Source organism: Streptomyces sp. NPDC088157 (genome assembly GCF_044741545.1).
Taxonomy (GTDB): domain Bacteria; phylum Actinomycetota; class Actinomycetes; order Streptomycetales; family Streptomycetaceae; genus Streptomyces.
In genome coordinates this window covers 381154-399274 of the sequence record NZ_JBIUSU010000010.1, presented here as the reverse complement: position 1 = coordinate 399274, position 18121 = coordinate 381154, and the positions used below count along the sequence as shown (strand labels likewise).

Genomic DNA, 18121 nt, shown 5'->3' with positions numbered 1-18121 from the left:
GTCCCGTCGCCGTCCTGCAACAACCCTGGCTTCGAAACTCCACCGCCGCACCGTCCTGCGCAATGCAACTGCGTACTGCTGCCCGGCAGTTCGTGTCTACCGGGCCCTTCTTGATCTCGGCTACGAGAGAAACCATAACCGGACCGCCACCCAATGTCTACTCCAGCCAACATAGATTTTCGTGCACCCGACTGCGAGATAGTCACCCACGAACGGCACAGGGAACAGGCATACGAATACCCCCCATGCGGCTGGGCAGCCGCTCCGGCCGGCGCCGTTGCATATCGCCAGGCACGGGGCGCGCCCACGTCGTCCACCACGGCACCGCCCACCAGACGCAGGCACCGCTCCGGGCCGGGCACGGCATCCGTGCCCGGCCTCGGGCCCGTTGACAGCGCCGGGACGGCGGTTCCGGGTCGGGGGCCGCGGGGCGGGGCCGGCTATCGGAGCGAGGTGCTGCCAGGTGTCCGCCATGACCCGTACGAGGATCGACGGTGGCGAACGGGTCGCGGGCGGGGGTTCGAGGACTCGGCGGTGGGACGTCGCCGAAGAGGACGTGGACGCGGGGCTCGGCGTTCCCCTGTGAAGGACCCCCTCAAGCGCGGCGACGGCTGGGACGCTTCGGGTCGCCTCCTGCCGGAACGTATCCCAGTAGCTTGTCCGGGCCGAGGGAGGACATGCGTGCGCGCCGTGGAGAGGGGAACCTGCCCCTGAGGCATGTTCCATCGAAGCCCAGGAGCAGGAGCGGAGATCGATGGCCACCATGGAGGGCGAAGCGCGGGCCGGGTTCTCACCGCCGAGGAGTATCCAGTTGCCGGGCATCGTGCTCGGTGTGGGGATGGGCGGGTTCGTCGACGGCATCCTGCTGCACCAACTGCTTCAGTGGCACCACATGCTCTCCAGCACCAACGAGGACCGCATCGGGGTGAAGTACTACAGCCCCCACACGGTCTCGGGCCTGGAGATGAACACCCTCTGGGACGGCATCTTCCACACCGTGTGCTGGCTCGCGGTCCTCCTCGGCCTCGCCGTCCTGTACTCGCGGGTGACCCACAACAGGCGGCGGGTGTGGACCTCCCGGGTGCTGTGGGGCTGGATGCTCGTCGGCTGGGGCCTGTTCAACCTTGTCGAAGGCGTTCTGGACCACCACATCCTGGGCATCCACCACGTCCATGCCGGAGACGGCCGGGTTTGGTGGGACATCGGCTTCCTCGTCGTGGGGACCCTGCTGGTCGCCGGCGGTTGCCTGCTCCAGCGCAGCGGCCGGCCCTTCGACCCGGGCGCCCCCGCCGGGCGGCACGATGGCCGGCCCGCGTGATGGACCACGACATGCCCGCACACGGGCACACCGCGGGCAGCAGCCTCCCGGGGTGGCTGGTGGCCGCCCTCGTCCTGCTGGCCGGCGCCGGCAGCTACCTGCTGCTCGCCCGCCGGGCCCGCCGCCGCAACCCGGCCCAGGGATGGAGCCGGTGGCGGATCGCCGGCTTCCTGACCGGCACCGTCCTGCTCGGAGTGGCCCTGCTGCCGCCTGTGGCCCCGTTCGCGCACGAGGACTTCCGCGGCCACATGGCCCAGCACATGCTCATCGGCATGTTCGCGCCTCTCGCGCTTGTCCTCGCGGCCCCCGTCACCCTCCTGCTGCGCATCCTGCCCGCAGCCCGGGGGCGGCAGCTGACCGCCGTACTGCACAGCCCGCCCGCCCGGGTGATCGCCCACCCGGCGGTCGCGCTGGCCCTGTCCACGGGCAGCCTCGCGGTGCTCTACTTCACCCCCCTCTATAACGCGACCGCGGGCAGCCCGGCCGCGCACTGGCTGCTGCATGCGCACTTCCTGCTGTCCGGCTGTCTCTTCGCCCATGTCATCGCCGGGCCCGACCCGGCACCGTCCCGTCCCGGCGTGCGCGCCCGGCTGGTCTGCCTCGGTATCGCGATCGCGGTGCACGCGGTGATCTCCCAGCTGATGTACGGGGGCTTCTGGGTCGACATCCACGCCCCCATCTACCAGGTGCAGGGCGGCGCGGAGATCATGTACTACGGCGGCGACATCGCCGAACTGCTGCTGGCCGCTGCCCTGGTCGCCACCTGGCGCCCCGAACACCGGCGCGCGGCGCACCGTGAAGCTGTCGCTCCCCGTGAGGCCACGGCACACGCCTGACACCAAGCGCCATCGAGCAGCTTCGCTGCGGTAGACCCCACCGGTCCTCCGCCTTGCGCGACCAAGCGTCCAGAGTCGCGCCAGGGCGGCTGTCGCTTCTCGAACATCGAACACCGCAAGCGCTGAGGTGCCTCCCGACGTCGTGCAACTGCTGCCGTGCCTGGTGGACAAAGCCGCCGGACGCGATGCGGGCGAATGCCAGGCCTGCGGCGCAGGCCAGCAGGAGGGAGGCAGGTTGTGATCAGCAGCTTGCGGAGAACGCCTTTCACGTGCCAAGCCCCAGGACCGCGCGTCAGGGGCGGCCAGGGCGCCATGGACGCGGGGTCTGTTCCTCATCGGGCTTCTGCTGAGCGCAGGGAAGAGGGCCGCCCGGCAGTTCTGGGGCGTCGTCGGCGGGCTGGTGCAGCACCGCAGGGCACACCCGCCGGGCGGTGAGGTGAACGCCGGTGAAGGAGCTGGGCCTTCTGCCCGCAAGAGTGGTGAAGAAACCAGGTAAATCGGCCGTGTGTTCTTCGATTCGCCGGGCACCAGGAGCGACGGAGGTTGATAACTATGGTTCCCCTGCTTCTCGTTCTTCTGCTGGCCCTGATCCTCTTCGGCGCGGGCTTCGCGCTGAAGGCACTGTGGTGGATCGCCGTCATCGTGCTGGTCGTCTGGCTGCTGGGCTTCGTCATGCGCAGTGCGGACACCGGCGGCCGCAGGGGCCGCTGGTATCGCTGGTAACCCACCACACGCAACCGACCTGTGGGCTCCGGGAACACCCGGGGCCCACAGTCCTGTCCCGCCTCAGAACCTCTCTTCGGGCAAACGGTGTAACCAGCACCTTCCCGGGCACCGGGCAGGGCGCTGCGGACGTCGGCTCCGTCCAGGGCGTGGCGGGGGAAGGCGCGGCGCACGGTCGCGGCGGCGGGCAGCATGCGGGGGGTGACCCATTGATCCCTTCGGGGCTTCGGCCGCCTGAGACTTTGGCCTTCGGAGGTCGCCGTTCGTGGCCGCCGGGGGCGTGTCGGCCCAAATCGGCGGTCAGCAGGACTCCACGTCGATGGGCGAGACGTACATCGCGGACAGCACCCCGTCTCCGTCCACCTCGACCGGGAGGGGTGCTGTCGTATCGATCAGCTCCAGGTCGTCCGGCAGGGACTGCGGCGGAATGTCTTCGCCGAGGTAGGCCACCGAAACCGTGCCCTGGCAGTCGCTGCCCCCCGGTGGCGCGGTATCGGGGACTCTGCCGTCCTGCGGGCCGGCCTTGTGGGAGGTGAAGCCGATCAGCGTGTACTGGTACTCGTAGCGGGCTGGGCTGACGGCAGTCGCCTCCCTCGTCTTCTCGACATCGACCCAGTAGCGGGCGAGCTTCACCGTGACTGCCTCGCACGGCCTCTGGATTGCCTCCGGGGTGAAGTTCAGACCGGAGGAGTCCAGGGTCAGGCCTCTGGACTGGTATTCGCCGCTGCCGCTGCGCAGTTCCTTCAGATAGCCGGTCAGCTGCGCGACGCTCATGCCACTGGTTTTCACGCACTCCGCGGGCACGGCCGTCGTGGGGCTCTGCGTCGCAGTGGCCGAGTCGGGAGCGGCCGTGTAGTGGGCGAGCTCAGACGGGGAAGCCTGGGCGGCCGGCTCATCCTGCGAACATCCCGAGACGGTGAGCAGCGCTGCCGCAGCGGTGGCCGGTATGAGCAACTTGCGTGCGTTTCCCATGAGTTACCCCCGCCTGCTTCGAGACTTCTTCCCTTACCGGGCGGACCCACAGTACGAGCCGGACGAACAAGTCCACCGGCGAGTCGGTGATCTCCGTCTGCCGGCCTCGGCACAAAGTGGCCGGCTGGAGTGAGTCTGCGCAGCGACCGCCCGGAGAGCCGCACCGTCAGGCCCGGCAGCCAGGTCCGGTACCTCCCGGCGGAACAACTGGGCGAGCCCCACGGTGACGAGAGGGATGCCCACGCGCACAGCCGGATACCGCAGCGCCCGGGCCGCGGGCGTGGGCCCGCGGAGCCTTGATTGGTCGGTGCCGATCTTCGTAGCTCTCGCCCTCTCACCACAGCGCACCACACCGCGAGAGGGCTCACCCAGACTCATCCGCGAACGCCGGAAAATGATGTGGGCGGCGATGTCGAGAACCCGTGGCCGGCTCCGTCCCCGCTGTGAAGGCGACCGCAAGGGGCCGCACCCGTACCGAGGAGAACCACGATGGCCAAGTACCTGCTGCTGAAGCACTACCGAGGCGCCCCCGCTCCGGTCAACTGCGTCCCGATGGACCAGTGGACGCCACAGGAGATCTCGGACCATATCCAGTACATGAACGACTTCGCGGCCCGGCTGGAGAAGACCGGCGAGTTCGTCGACGGTCAGGCCCTGGCCCCCGAGGGAGCCTGGGTCCGCTACGACGGCGAGGGCCGCCCGCCCGTCACCGACGGACCGTTCGCCGAGATCAAGGACCTCATCGCCGGCTGGATGATCATCGACGTCGACAGCTACGAGCGCGCCGTCGAACTGGCCGGTCAGCTGTCGGCCGCCCCCGGAGCGGGCGGCAAGCCGATCCACGAGTGGCTCGAGGTACGCCCGTTCCTGGCCGCGCACCCCACCATCACCGAGTGACCTCCGCCCTGTCCGGTCAGGCCCTCACCGGGACCTGGGACGGTATCCGCACGGCTCACGCCGTCCCCGCAACGGGCAACCGGCACCGGCAACCGGCCCGCTGTCGCCCGGCGTGCCGGGCGGCGTCCGCTGCGGAAGATCGCCAGGTTGCTACGTCCGGGAGGCTGGTTCGTGGCCGCCACCGGGCATGGCTAATGGACCGGAACCGAGGAGAACTGGCTCGGTGGCGGGGCCCCGATGTGGTGGAGCCACGCGGACGCCGCCACCAACCGCGAGTGGATCAACGAGGCCGGTCTCATGGTCGAGGGCGAGGAGTTCGTCCCGGAGGGTGACGGCGGGCATGCCCTGTTCTGGGCACGCCGCCCCTGACAGCCAAGGGTGACAGCACTGGACCGGGCGCGTTGGTCAGTGCCGCTACCGCGGCGGATGTGACGGCTTGCCGGAGGAGGGGCGCATGCCTACCCGGCGTCGGGGCGGAGCCTGCGGTGGCTGCCGGAGCGGGCGATGTCCAGCTCCAGGAACGACATCAGCGGGGTGCCGTTGTTCCAGAAGCCGAGCAGGTTGACGTCGATCAGACACAGGCCGTGGCGGGCGGCGAAGGCGCGGGCCGGCTTGGTGAAGACGCAGGAGGCGACGAACACAGGGACGTCGGCACCGTGCTCGAGGCGCGCCGTGCCATTGAACGTCTGGATGTCGCGGCTGCCGACGGTGCGGTGCTTGGCGTAGCGCTTGCACTGGATGACGAACCGGCGCCCGTCCGGCAGGAGTCCCGTCACGTCGGCCCCGAGATCACCGGCGCCGCCGACCCGCTTCACGTCGGTGCACCCGTCGCGGCGGCACAGGCCGGCGACGAACTCCTCGAACCGGCGGTCGTCCATCGCCCATACCGCCTCCAGTGAGCGGCGGGCCTGACGGCGGCTCTCCTGCGCCAGGCGCGCCTTCTCCGCCTGCGCCTCACGCAGACCGGCGCGCACCAGGCTGGCCGCCACGGTCCCGACGACCATGACGGCTAACGTGACGAGCAGCACCGTACCCATGAACGCCCCCTGTGTTGAGTGTCGTCCTGCTTCTCGCCTGCCTGCGCACAGCTGCGGCCGGGCCGCCGGGTGGTCAGCCGAGCCAGGCGAGCGGGTCTTCCTCGTCCTGCCCGGATGCCCGGACCGTCGTGAAGGTGACGGGGACTTCCAGCTCTGCGAGACCTGCGAGAACGTCCGGTGAGATGAAGAGTGCCGATCCTGATTCGGCGATGCCTGACACATCGACCTTCACCGTTTTGCCCGCCTCCTTCAGCGCGTCGAGCGCCTGCTTGCGGGGGCTGAGGACCCGGAGGAGTTCCGCGGCCTGTTCGTCGGTGCTCTGCGAGTGCCGCTCGTCAACGGTGAGCGTGGCCCAGCCGGGGCCGGAATAGATTCCCACGCCGTCGGACGAAGAGAACTCTTCACGGCCGGCGAGTTGCAACTCGATGCGCAGGGAAGCGGAATCCACTTCCCGACCTGATACCACCAGGGACGTGCTCAGGTTGCCCCACGTCTTCAAATTCGCTCCAGTTTTATGACTGTTCTTTTTCAGCGTTCGTTCATGTTGGCCGCGACCCGGAGGGGGAATCCGAGAAGGGCGATTCTCTTGAGTTCCTCCGGCTGGAGGGCGAGAGAGCAGTCGTTCCCGGCGAATCCGTAGACTTCGACGGTCACCCCATATCCGCGTCCGGCCAGTTGCGCGAGCTCGCCCCGCTTGCTCTCCATGGTGGAAAGGATGTTGTTCATCTGCTCGTGAAAGTCCCGGCTGACGTGCTCGTCGCAGCTGATGCTCCACAGTCCGTCGACGTCGCCCGGCCGGGCCCATTTGCTGGGGCCCGGGTTGCGCACGCCAGTGGGCTCGATACCGAGAAGGGACGTCATCTCCTGGGGCTGGAGATCCCCTCCACTGATCACGAGTGTCACATCCGTCAATACCCAGTCACGCTTCTTTACTACATCCATGTATGGCTCCTCGCAGGTCGGGACATCCTACTTAATCTCGCGGCACGCCGCCCAGTGAACATTTCCCATGCCCGGCTCCAGCAGATCTTTCAGGGTGGCTCGCTCGCCGACGGTCGTCGAATTCTCGAACACACTGAAACCTCCGCCGCCCATGGGGGCGGGAGGCCCCAGCGTGTAGTTCGGAATTACGTCGCGCGGCCCGAATGTCTCCACATAACCTCCCGGGTAGACACCTCGCTCGACGGTAAGGCCGTTGAGTCCCGGAAGTGGTTCTCCGTGTTGCACGTAGAAAGATATGTTGGTTCCCTCGGGGACCACGACGTCGCCGGCGTTGCGGGTGAGGTAGCCGTGACCGGCGAAGACTTTCTCTCCGTCCGGGCGGCCACCGGCGAGTACCCGGTCCGCGTAGTAGCGGCCGTCGGTGTCCGGCCAGTCCTTCTTGACGACCTCCGGTTTGGAGTCGCGCAGCGCCTGCATGACGTCGGCGCGCTCGGGCATGGGGTCCCCGGCGCCTCTGGCGGCCTGCCGCTCCAGGCCCTCGCGCGCTGCGCGCTGTGCCGCCGTCTCCAGGCCCTCCTTCGCCGCCAGACGCAGTCCGCCGCGGGCGAGGCCGGCGCCTTTGGTGCCGATGAGTTCGGGGATGAGGCGGCCGACGAACTCGGAGGGGTCTTTCTTGAAGCCGTCGACGGCGGCCTGGACGACCCGTTCGGGATGCGATGCGGTGGAGACCAGGCCGGCCAGCGTCATGTTGACGTTCTGCAGGTAGGCGGCCGGGTGGGTGAGGTTGTAGGGGTCGGTGGGGTTGAGGCCGCGGACGAAGTTGAGCAGTCCGGCCGTGCCCTTGAGGGCGCCGCCGACGACATGCGTGAGTTCGGTGTCGACGGCCTTGTAGCCGTCGGCGAAGTCGTTGCCGAGGCGTTCCAGCGGCGGCGGTTCGGCGGGTGCGTGCGCGAGGGCCGCCTTCACCTTGCCCTGCGCCTCAACGGCGGCCGTGTTGCGCTGCCTGCGGGCCTCGGCGAGCTTCTCGGCAGCCGCCTTGATGTCGGTCTTGCCGGGGTCCTTGAACGGTTCAGGCCTGGGGCCCGGGTCCTCGTTCGCCTTGATCTTGGCGTTGTAGGCGTCGACGTTCTTGTTGTAGGCGTCGGCGGCGTCCCTGGAGGCCTGCACGCCCTTCTTGTAGAGCTCCACGGCCTCCTTGGCCTGGCCCTGCGCCCACTTGACGGTGCCCGCGTACGACTCCAGCGCCCCGGCCGCCGCGTCGCACGCCTCGGCCGCCTGTGCCCACTTGGCGGGATGGACGCCGAACTTCTCCCGGAAGGCGTCGCCGCCCTCGCCCAGCCAGCCGGAGGAGTCGACCTTCTTCAGCCCCGCGTTCACCTTGTCGAAGGCGCCGTGGAAGTCCTTCAGGTGCTTGGCACTCTCGCGGATCCTGTCCGGATTGCCGTGGACGAGCTCGTTGGCCTCCTCGCTCTGGCCGAGCTGCTGCTCACCGGGGGTGGCGCCCAGGTCCGAGGCGACCTCGTCGCCCCAGTCCTGCACGCTGTCGGCCCAGTCGTGCGCACCGACCTTGTCCAGGCCCTCGCCCACCTTGTCGGTGGCCCAGTCGACGCCCTCGCCGACCTTCTTCTTGCCCGCGTCGTAGAGGTCTTCCGCGCCGCCCAGGAGCGAGTTGGTGAGGTCTCCCAGCCCCATCAGCCCTCAGCGCCCTGCTGCTCGGCCGCCTTGGCCCGTTCCTCGGGAGAGGGACCGAAGGTGTCGTCCAGGAAACTGTCGTATTCCTGGTCCGAGACCCCCAGCGTGCCGTGCAGGTTCTCGGGGTTGAGGCCCGGCGGGCCGACCGTGTGCGAGGTCATCACGTCCCGGCCCGCGTCCTTCCAGGCCTGCCCGCTGTTGGCCAGCGCCTGGTCGAAGGAGTCCTTGCTGTAGTCCACGTCGCCGCCGTAGACACCCGACTTCGCGATGCCGCCCCAGCCCATCTTCTGAACCTCCTCCTCGGAGGCGTACGGATTGCCGATGGCGGAGTTGGCGACGACCTTGAAACTGCCCTCGACGTACTGGTCGGTCTCGTAGTACGTGCCCGCCGACAGATGCGTCTTCTCGGCGAAGCCGTTGCCCTCGTTGATCAGCGAGCGCACGCCCCACTCCCAGCGCTCGCAGAACGACTTGAACTCGCCCGTCAGCCCCTCGTGGCCGAGTTCCAGCCCGGACAGGGCGATGTCGCCGAAGCCGCGCCCGGCACCGGCCTCGCCCACCATGCCCAGTTCCTTCAACTCGCCCAGCGCCTCGGTCAGGCCCTGGGCGATCAGGGCGAGCCCGGCCGCCTTCAAGTCCTTGTCCCCGCCACCGGTCATGGCGCGCCCCCCGTCTCGAAGTCCACCGCCGCGTCGTCGGGCACGACGCCCCGCACCGGCGGAAACACCATCCCGTCCGGCCCGTCCGCGCAGTCCAGCGCCACCCCGCAGGGCACCCCGGCGGCCGGGACCGCCACATCCAGCAGCCGCGCGCCGAGGACCGTCTGATACGTCCACTCCCGGGCGAACTCGCCCCGCGCCCGGGCATAACGGGCAAGGGCCTGCCCGTCGGAGAACGCCAGGATGAACCGCACCCCGTTCCAGTCGGCGGTCAGCAGCCCCCGCTCACGGTCCGGGCCGTCCGCCTCACCCAGCGGCACCAGCACCGCCGTATGCCGGAACTCCTCCAGCAGCTGCGCGAACCGCCGCCCGCGCGCGGCCGCTTCAGGATCCTCGGCAGCCGGCTGCGGGGCATGCTCAGCGGGTGCCGGGACGTCCATGTCCACGTAATCGGACAAGCGGGACCTTGGTTTGTGTGCGTTTGCCGTGCTGTCTTCCCCGTTGGTGGACACGGTCGCCATCATCACATCGGCGTGTCGGCGCAGACAACGAGGGCTGACGAGGCTTCGGAGGAGGTCTCATCCGGTGCCGCGGTGAACTGTTGTGCCCCTGGCGCGCCCTCTGGGTAGAGTCGGGCGGTGCCCGAGCTGAAGCGGCTGGATGCCGCCCATGCCCCGGCGGTCCTGGCCTTCGAGCTGGCGAACCGCGCCTACTTCGCCGCCTCGGTCTCCGACCGCGGCGACGAGTTCTTCGACCGGTTCGCCGACCGGCTCAGCGCCTTGCTGGCTGAGCAGGAGGCCGGCATCTGTGCCTTCTACGTGCTCCTCGCCGAGGACGGCTCGGTGGTGGGCCGGTTCAACCTGTACGACTTGCAGGACGGTACTGCCGGACTCGGCTACCGGGTTGCGCAGAGCGTGGCCGGCCGCGGCGTGGCGACCGCGACGGTACGGGAGCTGTGCCGGCTGGCGGTGGCGCGGCACGGACTGCGCCGCCTGCGGGCGGCCGCCGCCCACGCGAATGCCGCGTCCCAGAAGGTGCTGGCCAAGGCCGGGTTCGTCCCGGTCGGCCCGGCCGACCCGGCCGACCTCGGCGGTAAGCCGGGGACCTGGTATCAGCGTGATCTTCAGCGTGACCTGGAAGTCCAGCCGTAGAGCGTGATCTTGCCGGTGGTGACCTGCTGGGCGAGGGGTTCGTCCCATGCGCCCGGCCGGGCGGAGCGCGGCGCAGCCGGCGGCTGGGGCGCCGGCGGTGGCCGCCGGTTGCGGGCTGTCCGGCCCGGCTCCCCGGCGCGGCGGCGCGGCGGTTTGGCGGTTTGCGTCTCACCCGCCGTCTGTCAGGGCGCGGCGCAGGACGGCCTGTACCTCGCTCATGTGCTCGTTGAGATAGAAGTGGCCTCCGGTGAAGGTGTGCAGGGTGAGGGGGTGGGTGGTGTGTTCCGCCCAGGCGGCCGCCTCTTCGGCGGTGACCTGGGGGTCGTTGTCGCCGGTGAGGACGGTGAGGGGGATGTGCAGGGGTGGCCGGGGGGTGTGACGGTAGGTCTCGATGGCTTCGTAGTCGCTGCGGACGGCGGGCAGGATCATCGTGCGCAGTTCGGGATCGTCCAGGAAGGCGGGGTCCACGCCGCCCAGGCGCCGCAGTTCGTCGGTGACTCCCTGTTCGTCGCGCAGGTGGACCGATTCGGTGCGGTGGCGGGAGGGTGCCCGCCGGCCGGAGGCGATCAGTGCGCGGGGGGCGGTGCCCGCCGCTTCGAGGCGGGCGCTCACCTCGTAGCCGAGCAGGGCGCCCATGCTGTGGCCGAAGACGGCGAACGGCCGGTCGGTCCAGGGGGCGAGTGCGTCGGCGACGAGGTCGGCGAGGCGGGTGAGGCGGGTGATGCCCGGTTCGGCCCGGCGGTCCTGCCGGCCGGGGTACTGGATCGCCAGTACGTCGGCCGCGGGGGCGAGTGCGCGGGCGAGGGGGGCGTAGAAGGCGGCCGAACCGCCCGCGTGGGGCAGGCAGATCAGCCGTACGGGTGCCTGGGGGGCGGGCTGGAAGCGGCGGATGAAGGGGTTGTCGGGCGGGGTGGGTTCGCGGGGTGCACGGCCGCCCGGTGAGGGGCGGCCGTGCGCCGGTGGGGCCGTGTTCACCGGGTCTCGGCCGGGGTGAGGGTGAGCAGGGCCCGGGCGGCGAGCCGGTAGCCCGTGGCTCCGAGGCCGGCGATGAGTCCGTCGGCGATCGGGGCGATCACGGATGCGTGCCGGAAGGACTCCCGCGCCCAGATATTGGAGATGTGCACCTCTATCCAGGGTCGTGGGTAACTGGCGAGGGCATCCCGCAGGCTCCAGCCGGCGATCATCAGTGCCCCGGGATTCACAATGGCGCCGACCGTGTCGTAGCTGTCCTGAATGGCGCGGATCAGTTCGGCCTCCGATTCGTGCTGAACGCTCTTCACCTTCCAGCCGCGGTCGGCGATCTCGTCCGCCACGGCGTCGGCGATTTCGTCCAGGGTCTCGGTGCCGTAGATCTCGGGCTCGCGGCGCCCGAGGATGCCGAGGTTCGGCCCGTTCAACAGCAGCAGTTCGCTCATATCGCCTCCAGATGACTGCACTGCTGAAAAAGCTAAAGCACGGACTTGTGCAGCGGAATTGGTGCTCCTTTCCCAACCCTTCGACAAGGGGGACATAGGGGCCCTGTAGGGGGATGACCGGGTCACTTGGGCGCCGGTAGATTCGCGGCACAGCTTTTGACCGCGAAGGAGCGTAAAAAGAAATGACTCAGAATTCCCGGCCGAAGCCCGAATTCCCGGCGTGGCCGCAGTTCGGAGAGGAAGAGCGCACCGGTCTGGTACGCGCTCTCGACCAGGGCCAGTGGTGGCGCATGGGCGGCAGTGAGGTCGACACCTTCGAGGAGGAGTTCGGCGCGTACCACGGCACCGACCACGCCCTGGCGGTCACCAACGGCACGCACGCCCTCGAACTCGCCCTGCAGGTCCTGGGCGTGGGGCCCGGCACGGAGGTCATCGTGCCGGCGTTCACGTTCATCTCCTCGTCGCAGGCGGCCCAGCGGCTGGGTGCCGTCGCGGTGCCGGTGGACATCGACCCGGGGACCTTCAACATCGACCCGGTGGCCGCCGCGGACGCCGTCACCGCGCGCACCGCGGCGATCATGCCGGTGCACATGGCGGGTCAGATGTGCGACATGGACGCGCTGGGCAAGCTGTCCGCGGACAGCGGCGTGCCGCTGATCCAGGACGCCGCGCACGCGCACGGCGCTCAGTGGGAGGGCCGCAAGGTCGGCGAGCTGGGCGCGGTCGCCGCGTTCAGCTTCCAGAACGGCAAGCTGATGACGGCCGGCGAGGGCGGTCTGGTCACCTTCGTGGACGCCGCGCAGCGCGAGGAGGCGTTCCTGCGGCACAGCTGCGGCCGGCCGAGCAGCGACCGGTACTACTTCCACAAGACCTCGGGCTCCAACTTCCGCATGAACGAGTTCTCCGCGAGTGTGCTGCGCGCCCAGCTGGCCCGCCTGGAGGGCCAGATCGACACCCGGGAGCGCAACTGGCCGGTGCTGTCGGGGCTGCTGGAGGAGATCGACGGCGTCCAGGCGCAGGTCATCGACGAGCGGGTCACCCGTAACCCGCACTACATGGCCATGTTCCGGATGCCCGGCATGAGCGCCGAGCGCCGCAACCAGCTCGTCGACGCGCTCATCGAGCGCGGGCTGCCGGCGTTCGCCGCGTTCCGCGCGATCTACCGCTCCGACGGCTTCTGGGAGACGGGCGCACCGAAGGAGTCCGTCGAGGCGATCGCCGCCCGCTGCCCGAACACCGAGGCCGTGTACGCGGACGCGATCTGGCTGCACCACCGCACCCTGCTCGGCACCGAGGAGCAGATGCACGAGATCGCCGGCATCGTCTCCGAGACCCTGGCGGCACTGTGACCACGCCCATCCGGGTGGCCGTGGTGGGGCTGGGCTGGGCGGGGCGGGAGATCTGGCTGTCCCGGCTGGCCGCGCATCCGGCGTACCGGGTGGTCGCGGTGGCGGACCCCTCCCCCGCCGCCCGCCGGGCGGCCGCGGCGGCGTGGCCGGACGTGGCGGTGCTGGCCGACGTCGCGGAGGTGACGCCGGACGTCGCGGACCTCGCGGTGGTGGCCGTGCCCAACCATCTGCACAGCCCGGTCGCCTGCGGGCTGCTGCGCCGGGGGGTGCCGGTCTTCCTGGAGAAGCCCGTCTGCCTGACCTCCGCCGAGGCGGACCAGCTGGCCGCGGCGGAGCGCGAGGCGGGTGCGGTGCTGCTCGCGGGCAGCGCCGCCCGCTACCGCGCGGACGTCGCCGCCCTGGGCGCCGCCGTGGCCCGCGAGGCCGGCGAGATCCGGCACGTGGAGGTGTCGTGGGTGCGGGCGAAGGGGGTGCCGGACGCGGGCGGCTGGTTCACCCGCGGCGATCTCTCCGGCGGCGGCGCCCTGGTCGACCTGGGCTGGCACCTGCTGGACACGGTCACCCCGCTGCTCGGAGACGTCGACTACGAGCACGTCCTGGGCACGGTCTCCGGCGACTTCATCAACGCCGCCGCGCACGCCACCTCCTGGCGTGGCGAGAGCGGTCCGGCCCGGGCCGGCGGCGGGGACGTCGAGGACACCGCCCGGGGCTTCCTGGTCACCTCCAGCGGGGTCTCGGTGGCCCTGCGGGCCAGCTGGGCCTCGCACGAGGCGCTGGACACCACCACCATCCGCGTCGAGGGCAGCACGGCGGCGCTCTCGCTGCGGTGCACCTTCGGCTTCAGCCCCAACCGCGCGGGCGGCTCCGAACTGATCCTCAGCCGCGCGGGCGAGTCCGTGCCGGTGGCGTTCGGCGACGAGAGCGTCGGCGCGGAGTACGACCGTCAGCTCGACGCCCTGCCACAGCTCCTGGCCGACCCCGGCTACCAGGGCAGGGCCGTCTGGGAGGCGCGGCGGACCATCACCGTCATCGAGCGCCTCTACGGCTCGGCCCGCCGGGTCCGGCCCGCACCGGCGGCGGCCGCCGCGCTGTGAGCCGTGCCGCCGCCCGGTGCCGCGCCCGGCGGCACGGGCGGCCGGCCTCTCCCCGCCTCCCCCTCAGGCCTGTCCCTGCCCCTGTCCGTGTGCCTGTGCCTGTGGCCTGTTGTCTCTGCTTCTGCCTTCTGCCTTCTGCCTTCGCATCCGCTTCTGCCCCGGCGCCCCACCACGCATCGCGCCCCTACCGACGTCAGGGAGATCCCCGTGCACTCTGGTATCGCCTTCGCCTCCGCAGCAGCCGGCCCGGGTGCCGGTCCGTTCACCCATCCCAAGAGCGTGGTCGTCTTCGATCTCGACGGAGTGATCGTGGACAGCTTCCCGGTCATGCGCGAGGCGTTCACGATCGCCTACGCCGAAGTCGTCGGGGCCGGAACGGCTCCGTTCGCGGAGTACGAGCGCCACCTCGGGCGGTATTTCCCCGACATCATGAGCATCATGGGCCTGCCGCTGGAGATGGAGGGGCCCTTCGTCCGGGAGAGCTACCGGCTCGCCGGCCGGGTCCCGCTCTTCGCCGGCGTCACCGCACTCCTCGAGGAGCTGCGCGAGCGCGGCCTGCGCACCGCGATCGCCACCGGCAAGGCCGGCGCCCGGGCCCGCCACCTGCTGGACACCCTCGGCGTCCTGCACCACTTCGACCATGTGCTCGGCTCCGACGAGGTGGCCCGCGCCAAGCCCGCGCCCGACATCGTGCTGCGGGCGCTCGAGCTGCTCGGCGCCCGCCCCGAGGACGCCCTGATGGTGGGTGACGCCGTCACCGACATCGCGGCTGCACGCGGCGCCGGCGTCGACGCGGTGGCCGCTCTGTGGGGCGAGTGCGACGCGGCCGAACTGCTCGCCGCCGACCCGGACGCGGCCCTGCGCCGGCCCTCCGAACTGCTGTCGCTGTGCCCGGCGGTGGTGGGGGCGGCTTGACCCGACGGCCCTTCCCCGGCCCTGCTCACCGACAGCCTCCCCCAGCCCTTCTCACCGGCGGCCTCCCCCGGGCCCGCCGCGTCTTCGGCGGCCCCTCCCCCGGGCCGCCGCGTGTCCGGCGGTTTCCCGGCCGCCGTCACGGCCCGGGAAGGTGTCCCCCTTCACCGGCCGGGCCGTGACGGCGTGGGAGTGGATGGCCGGTTCCCGGCCGATGGTCCTGTGGCGCCGATAGTGGCTGCGGGCCGCGAACGCCCACCACGTCTGGGGGATCAGCCATGCTTGTCGAACGCGAGGAACATCTGGGACGGCTGCACCGCGTCCAGGAGGCCGCGCTCGCCGGGAGGGGCCGCACGGCGCTGGTCGAAGGCCCGTCCGCGACCGGGAAGACAGAACTGCTGCACGCCTTCGCCGACCGCGCCGAGGCGGCCGGTTTCCAGCTGCTGCACGCCATCTGCTCCCGGCCCGAACGCACCCGCGCCCACGCGGTGGTCAACCAGCTGCTGCGCTACGCCGGCCCGCCGGCCCACGCGCCGGGGGCGCACCGCGACGCGCCGCCGGCGCCGCGTTCCGCCGACGACCTGTGGGCCGCACTGCTGGAACGTTTCGCCGAGGGTCCGGTCCTCATCGCCGTCGATGACGTCCAGCACGCCGACGAACCCTCCCTGCGGATGCTGCTGCACCTGTCCCACCGGCTGCGCTCGGCCCGCATGGCCATGGTCTTCACCGACAACACCGACGTGCCCCCGGTCAACCTCCAGCTGCGCGCGGAGCTGCTGCGCCAGGCCGGGCTCACGCGGCTGAAGGTCGGCCCGCTCGGCGAGGCCGGCGTCACCGCGTTCCTCACCCCGCGCCTGGGCCCGCAGAGCGCGCGCCGGCTTACTCCCTACTTCGCCGCCACCACCGGCGGCAACCCGCTGCTGCTGGCGGCCCTCGTCGACGACTGGGAGGACTCCGACGGCGACGAGGCCGTCGGCCCGTCCTACTGCCTGGCGCTGCTGAGCTGCCTGCACCGGGCGGACGGGGCCGCGCTCGCGCTGGCCCGCGCCATGGCCGTGCTCGGCCCGGACGCCGACGCCGACATCGTCGCCACCCTGGCCGACGCGCCCGTCGAGCCGGCCGTGCGCGCGATGACCGCCGCCGGACTGCTCCTGCCCGACGGCGGGTTCCGCCACCCCGCGGTCCGCCAGGCCGTCCTGGACGACCTCGCCCCGCGCGAGCTGTCCGTCCTGCACCGGCGGGCCGCCCGGCTGCTGTACGACGCCGCGGCGCCGGCCGGCCAGGTGGCCCGGCACCTGCTCACGGCGGGCCGCGCCGACGAACCCTGGGCGGTACGCGTCCTGCTGGAAGCCGCCGACCACGACCTGCTCGCCGACCGGCCCGGCGCGGCCGCCGTCTGCCTGGAGCTCGCCCAGCGCTCCAGCGGCGATCTGGCCGAGCGGGCCGAGATCCTCGCCCGCCTGGCCCACACCGAGTTCCAGTCCGAGCCCGCCGCCGCGGCCCGCAGTCTGCCGCAGCTGGTCACGGCGGACCGGGCGGGCCGGCTGCGGTTCCCCGAAACCGCGCTGCTGATACGCCAGTTGCTCTGGCACGGGCGCTCCGAGGAGGCCGCGGACGCACTGGGCCGGCTGCGCACCGCGGCCGCCGCCCGGGGAGAGGTCTCCGGGGAGGAGAGCGACCTGGAGCAGTGGCTGTCCTTCGCGCATCCCGCGCTCGCCCGCCCGGCCCGCGTCCCGGTCCCGGGGCCGCGCCGCCCGGGCGGGCACACCGTGGTGGCGCTGCGCAGCGAACCCTGGCTGGAGCGGGCCGCGGCCCTGGCCGGCGAGCTCGCCCGGGACCGGCGGGTCGCGGTGGAACGGGCCGAGCAGGTGCTGTGGGACCTGCGGCTGAGCCGCTCGGCGTACTGGTCCGAGGAGGCCGCCCTGCTGGCCCTGCTCACCCTGGTGCACGGCGACCGCACGGACAGCGCGGCCGAGTGGTGCGAACGCCTGGTCACGGACGCCGCCGAACGCGCCACGCCCACCTGGCAGGCCGTCTTCCAGGCGGTCCGCGCCGAGATCGCCGTACGCCAGGGCGACCTGGCCGCGGCCGTGGAGCGGGGCACGTGCGCCCTGGAGCTGCTGCCGGCCAAGTCGTGGGGGGTGGCCATCGGACTGCCGCTGTCCAGCCTGGTCGTCGCCACGACCCGGATGGGCCGCTACGACGACGCGCTGCGCCATCTGTCGCAGGCGGTGCCGCCGGCGATGTACGAGAGCTGGTACGGGCTGGCGTTCCTGCAGGCCCGCGGCATCCACCATCTGGCGACCCATCACGATCGTGCGGCCCTGGGGGACTTCCTGTCCTGCGGGGAGCTGCAGCGCCAGTGGGGCGTGCAGGCCCTGGGGCCGCTTCCCTGGCGGGCCGGTGCGGCCGAGGCGTGCATCCGGCTGGGCAACACCGACCGGGCCAAGCAGCTGGTGCACGAGCAGCTGTCCCGGCCGGGCGCGAGCGGCGGGCGCACCCGCGGTATCGCGCTGCGGCTGTACGCGGCCACCTGTGCGCCGGGCCGCGGGCTGCAGTTGCTCACCGAGGCGCTGGAGCTGGTGGAGTCGGCCGGGGACCGCTTCGAACAGGCACGGGTGCTGGGCGACATGAGCCGGCTGTACAACACGGTGGGTGAGCAGCGGCGGGCGCGGATGCTGTTCCGTCAGAGCCTGCACGTGGCGAACGCCTGCGGGGCGCAGCCACTGGCGCGGGAGCTGCTCGAGGGGTGCGCCGACGGCGGGGCGGACCGGCAGGCGCCGCCGGCGCGGCAGGACGGCCCCGTGGGGGAACTGACGGGATCGGAGGTACGGGTGGCCTCGCTCGCGGTCATGGGATACACGAACCGGGAGATCGCGGCGAAGCTCTATGTGACGCCGAGCACCGTGGAACAGCACCTCACCCGGGTCTACCGGAAGCTGAAAATACAGCGCCGCCAGGACCTGCCGTCGTTCCTGTGGCCGAACGCCTCGAAGGCGGGCTGAGGGCCACGGTCTTCCCCCCGCGCTGCTGCCACCCCCACCCCCACCCCCACCCCCACCCCCATTGCCATTGCCATTGCCATTGCCTTTTCGATTGCCTTTCATTTCCGATCCTCATCCGA

Annotated in this window: 19 protein-coding genes; 10 read left to right on the top strand and 9 right to left on the bottom strand. The window is 71.2% G+C overall.

Going from position 1 to position 18121, the window contains the following annotated elements; translation table 11 throughout:
- Positions 1–754 precede the first annotated feature (754 nt).
- The 3 genes from ACIPFH_RS35970 (at position 755) to ACIPFH_RS35960 (ending at position 2877) form a co-directional block, all read left to right on the top strand.
- Positions 755–1318 (top strand): DUF2243 domain-containing protein, encoded by a 564-nt coding sequence (locus tag ACIPFH_RS35970; protein WP_401833320.1) that lies wholly within the window; start codon positions 755–757, stop codon positions 1316–1318.
- Positions 1319–1329: 11 nt separating this feature from the next.
- Positions 1330–2154, top strand: coding sequence for a cytochrome c oxidase assembly protein (locus ACIPFH_RS35965; RefSeq protein ID WP_401833319.1), 825 nt, complete (start codon positions 1330–1332; stop codon positions 2152–2154).
- Between the two features lie 552 nt (positions 2155–2706).
- Entirely contained in the window at positions 2707–2877 is a 171-nt protein-coding gene (locus ACIPFH_RS35960) for a DUF5670 family protein (protein WP_045563097.1), read from the top strand.
- A gap of 300 nt (positions 2878–3177) precedes the next feature.
- Here ACIPFH_RS35960 and ACIPFH_RS35955 read toward each other — a convergent pair whose 3' ends face one another.
- Positions 3178–3651, bottom strand: coding sequence for a hypothetical protein (locus ACIPFH_RS35955; protein ID WP_401833315.1), 474 nt, complete (start codon positions 3649–3651; stop codon positions 3178–3180).
- Between the two features lie 687 nt (positions 3652–4338).
- On the opposite strand from ACIPFH_RS35955, the gene ACIPFH_RS35950 reads away from it, so the two are divergent.
- Both ACIPFH_RS35950 and ACIPFH_RS35945 read left to right on the top strand, forming a co-directional pair.
- Positions 4339–4746: a YciI family protein gene (locus ACIPFH_RS35950; protein WP_401833314.1), complete on the top strand. Its 408-nt coding sequence runs from the start codon at positions 4339–4341 to the stop codon at positions 4744–4746.
- Between the two features lie 237 nt (positions 4747–4983).
- Positions 4984–5115: a hypothetical protein gene (locus ACIPFH_RS35945; protein WP_401833312.1), complete on the top strand. Its 132-nt coding sequence runs from the start codon at positions 4984–4986 to the stop codon at positions 5113–5115.
- Between the two features lie 89 nt (positions 5116–5204).
- Here ACIPFH_RS35945 and ACIPFH_RS35940 read toward each other — a convergent pair whose 3' ends face one another.
- The 6 genes from ACIPFH_RS35940 to ACIPFH_RS35915 all read right to left on the bottom strand — a co-directional run bounded on the left by ACIPFH_RS35940 (position 5205) and on the right by ACIPFH_RS35915 (position 9516).
- Positions 5205–5783, bottom strand: coding sequence for a restriction endonuclease (locus tag ACIPFH_RS35940; RefSeq protein WP_401833310.1), 579 nt, complete (start codon positions 5781–5783; stop codon positions 5205–5207).
- Between the two features lie 73 nt (positions 5784–5856).
- Positions 5857–6282 (bottom strand): hypothetical protein, encoded by a 426-nt coding sequence (locus ACIPFH_RS35935; RefSeq protein ID WP_401833309.1) that lies wholly within the window; start codon positions 6280–6282, stop codon positions 5857–5859.
- Positions 6283–6311: 29 nt separating this feature from the next.
- Positions 6312–6725 carry a DUF4279 domain-containing protein gene (locus ACIPFH_RS35930; RefSeq protein ID WP_401833308.1) on the bottom strand — a complete coding sequence of 138 codons (414 nt, stop codon included), beginning with the start codon at positions 6723–6725 and terminating at the stop codon, positions 6312–6314.
- 27 nt (positions 6726–6752) lie between these two features.
- On the bottom strand, positions 6753–8417 hold the full coding sequence (locus ACIPFH_RS35925) for a putative T7SS-secreted protein (protein WP_401833306.1): 1665 nt from the start codon (positions 8415–8417) through the stop codon (positions 6753–6755).
- Positions 8417–9076 carry a hypothetical protein gene (locus ACIPFH_RS35920; protein ID WP_401833303.1) on the bottom strand — a complete coding sequence of 220 codons (660 nt, stop codon included), beginning with the start codon at positions 9074–9076 and terminating at the stop codon, positions 8417–8419. Before ACIPFH_RS35920 ends, ACIPFH_RS35925 begins: the two co-directional genes overlap by 1 nt.
- Positions 9073–9516 (bottom strand): hypothetical protein, encoded by a 444-nt coding sequence (locus ACIPFH_RS35915; protein WP_401833357.1) that lies wholly within the window; start codon positions 9514–9516, stop codon positions 9073–9075. Before ACIPFH_RS35915 ends, ACIPFH_RS35920 begins: the two co-directional genes overlap by 4 nt.
- 198 nt (positions 9517–9714) lie before the next feature.
- Between ACIPFH_RS35915 and ACIPFH_RS35910 the strand changes: the two genes are divergently transcribed.
- Positions 9715–10227 (top strand): GNAT family N-acetyltransferase, encoded by a 513-nt coding sequence (locus ACIPFH_RS35910; RefSeq protein WP_401833302.1) that lies wholly within the window; start codon positions 9715–9717, stop codon positions 10225–10227.
- 168 nt (positions 10228–10395) lie between these two features.
- On the opposite strand, the gene ACIPFH_RS35905 is transcribed toward ACIPFH_RS35910, so the two are convergent.
- On the bottom strand, positions 10396–11118 hold the full coding sequence (locus ACIPFH_RS35905) for a thioesterase II family protein (RefSeq protein ID WP_401833355.1): 723 nt from the start codon (positions 11116–11118) through the stop codon (positions 10396–10398).
- Positions 11119–11198: 80 nt separating this feature from the next.
- Complete coding sequence (locus ACIPFH_RS35900) at positions 11199–11642, bottom strand: type II 3-dehydroquinate dehydratase (protein ID WP_356261800.1); 444 nt, start codon at positions 11640–11642, stop codon at positions 11199–11201.
- A 182-nt stretch (positions 11643–11824) separates the two neighbouring features.
- Between ACIPFH_RS35900 and ACIPFH_RS35895 the strand changes: the two genes are divergently transcribed.
- The 4 genes from ACIPFH_RS35895 (at position 11825) to ACIPFH_RS35880 (ending at position 18002) form a co-directional block, all read left to right on the top strand.
- Complete coding sequence (locus ACIPFH_RS35895; protein WP_359129436.1) at positions 11825–12991, top strand: DegT/DnrJ/EryC1/StrS family aminotransferase; 1167 nt, start codon at positions 11825–11827, stop codon at positions 12989–12991.
- Positions 12988–14085 (top strand): Gfo/Idh/MocA family protein, encoded by a 1098-nt coding sequence (locus ACIPFH_RS35890; protein WP_401833299.1) that lies wholly within the window; start codon positions 12988–12990, stop codon positions 14083–14085. The genes ACIPFH_RS35895 and ACIPFH_RS35890 overlap by 4 nt, the downstream gene beginning before the upstream one ends.
- 207 nt (positions 14086–14292) lie before the next feature.
- Positions 14293–15000 carry an HAD-IA family hydrolase gene (locus tag ACIPFH_RS35885; protein ID WP_401833298.1) on the top strand — a complete coding sequence of 236 codons (708 nt, stop codon included), beginning with the start codon at positions 14293–14295 and terminating at the stop codon, positions 14998–15000.
- Between the two features lie 275 nt (positions 15001–15275).
- Positions 15276–18002, top strand: coding sequence for an AAA family ATPase (locus ACIPFH_RS35880; RefSeq protein WP_401833297.1), 2727 nt, complete (start codon positions 15276–15278; stop codon positions 18000–18002).
- The last annotated feature ends 119 nt before the right edge of the window (positions 18003–18121 follow it).

Coding starts and splice junctions, on each gene's coding strand:
- ACIPFH_RS35880 (WP_401833297.1), top strand. CDS start 15,276: ATGCTTGTCGAACGCGAGGAACATCTGGGACGGCTGCACCGCGTCCAG.
- ACIPFH_RS35930 (WP_401833308.1), bottom strand. CDS start 6,725: ATGGATGTAGTAAAGAAGCGTGACTGGGTATTGACGGATGTGACACTC.
- ACIPFH_RS35940 (WP_401833310.1), bottom strand. CDS start 5,783: ATGGGTACGGTGCTGCTCGTCACGTTAGCCGTCATGGTCGTCGGGACC.
- ACIPFH_RS35960 (WP_045563097.1), top strand. CDS start 2,707: ATGGTTCCCCTGCTTCTCGTTCTTCTGCTGGCCCTGATCCTCTTCGGC.
- ACIPFH_RS35895 (WP_359129436.1), top strand. CDS start 11,825: ATGACTCAGAATTCCCGGCCGAAGCCCGAATTCCCGGCGTGGCCGCAG.
- ACIPFH_RS35950 (WP_401833314.1), top strand. CDS start 4,339: ATGGCCAAGTACCTGCTGCTGAAGCACTACCGAGGCGCCCCCGCTCCG.
- ACIPFH_RS35955 (WP_401833315.1), bottom strand. CDS start 3,651: ATGAGCGTCGCGCAGCTGACCGGCTATCTGAAGGAACTGCGCAGCGGC.
- ACIPFH_RS35945 (WP_401833312.1), top strand. CDS start 4,984: ATGTGGTGGAGCCACGCGGACGCCGCCACCAACCGCGAGTGGATCAAC.
- ACIPFH_RS35900 (WP_356261800.1), bottom strand. CDS start 11,642: ATGAGCGAACTGCTGCTGTTGAACGGGCCGAACCTCGGCATCCTCGGG.
- ACIPFH_RS35915 (WP_401833357.1), bottom strand. CDS start 9,516: ATGGACGTCCCGGCACCCGCTGAGCATGCCCCGCAGCCGGCTGCCGAG.
- ACIPFH_RS35965 (WP_401833319.1), top strand. CDS start 1,330: ATGCCCGCACACGGGCACACCGCGGGCAGCAGCCTCCCGGGGTGGCTG.
- ACIPFH_RS35925 (WP_401833306.1), bottom strand. CDS start 8,417: ATGGGGCTGGGAGACCTCACCAACTCGCTCCTGGGCGGCGCGGAAGAC.
- ACIPFH_RS35920 (WP_401833303.1), bottom strand. CDS start 9,076: ATGACCGGTGGCGGGGACAAGGACTTGAAGGCGGCCGGGCTCGCCCTG.
- ACIPFH_RS35970 (WP_401833320.1), top strand. CDS start 755: ATGGCCACCATGGAGGGCGAAGCGCGGGCCGGGTTCTCACCGCCGAGG.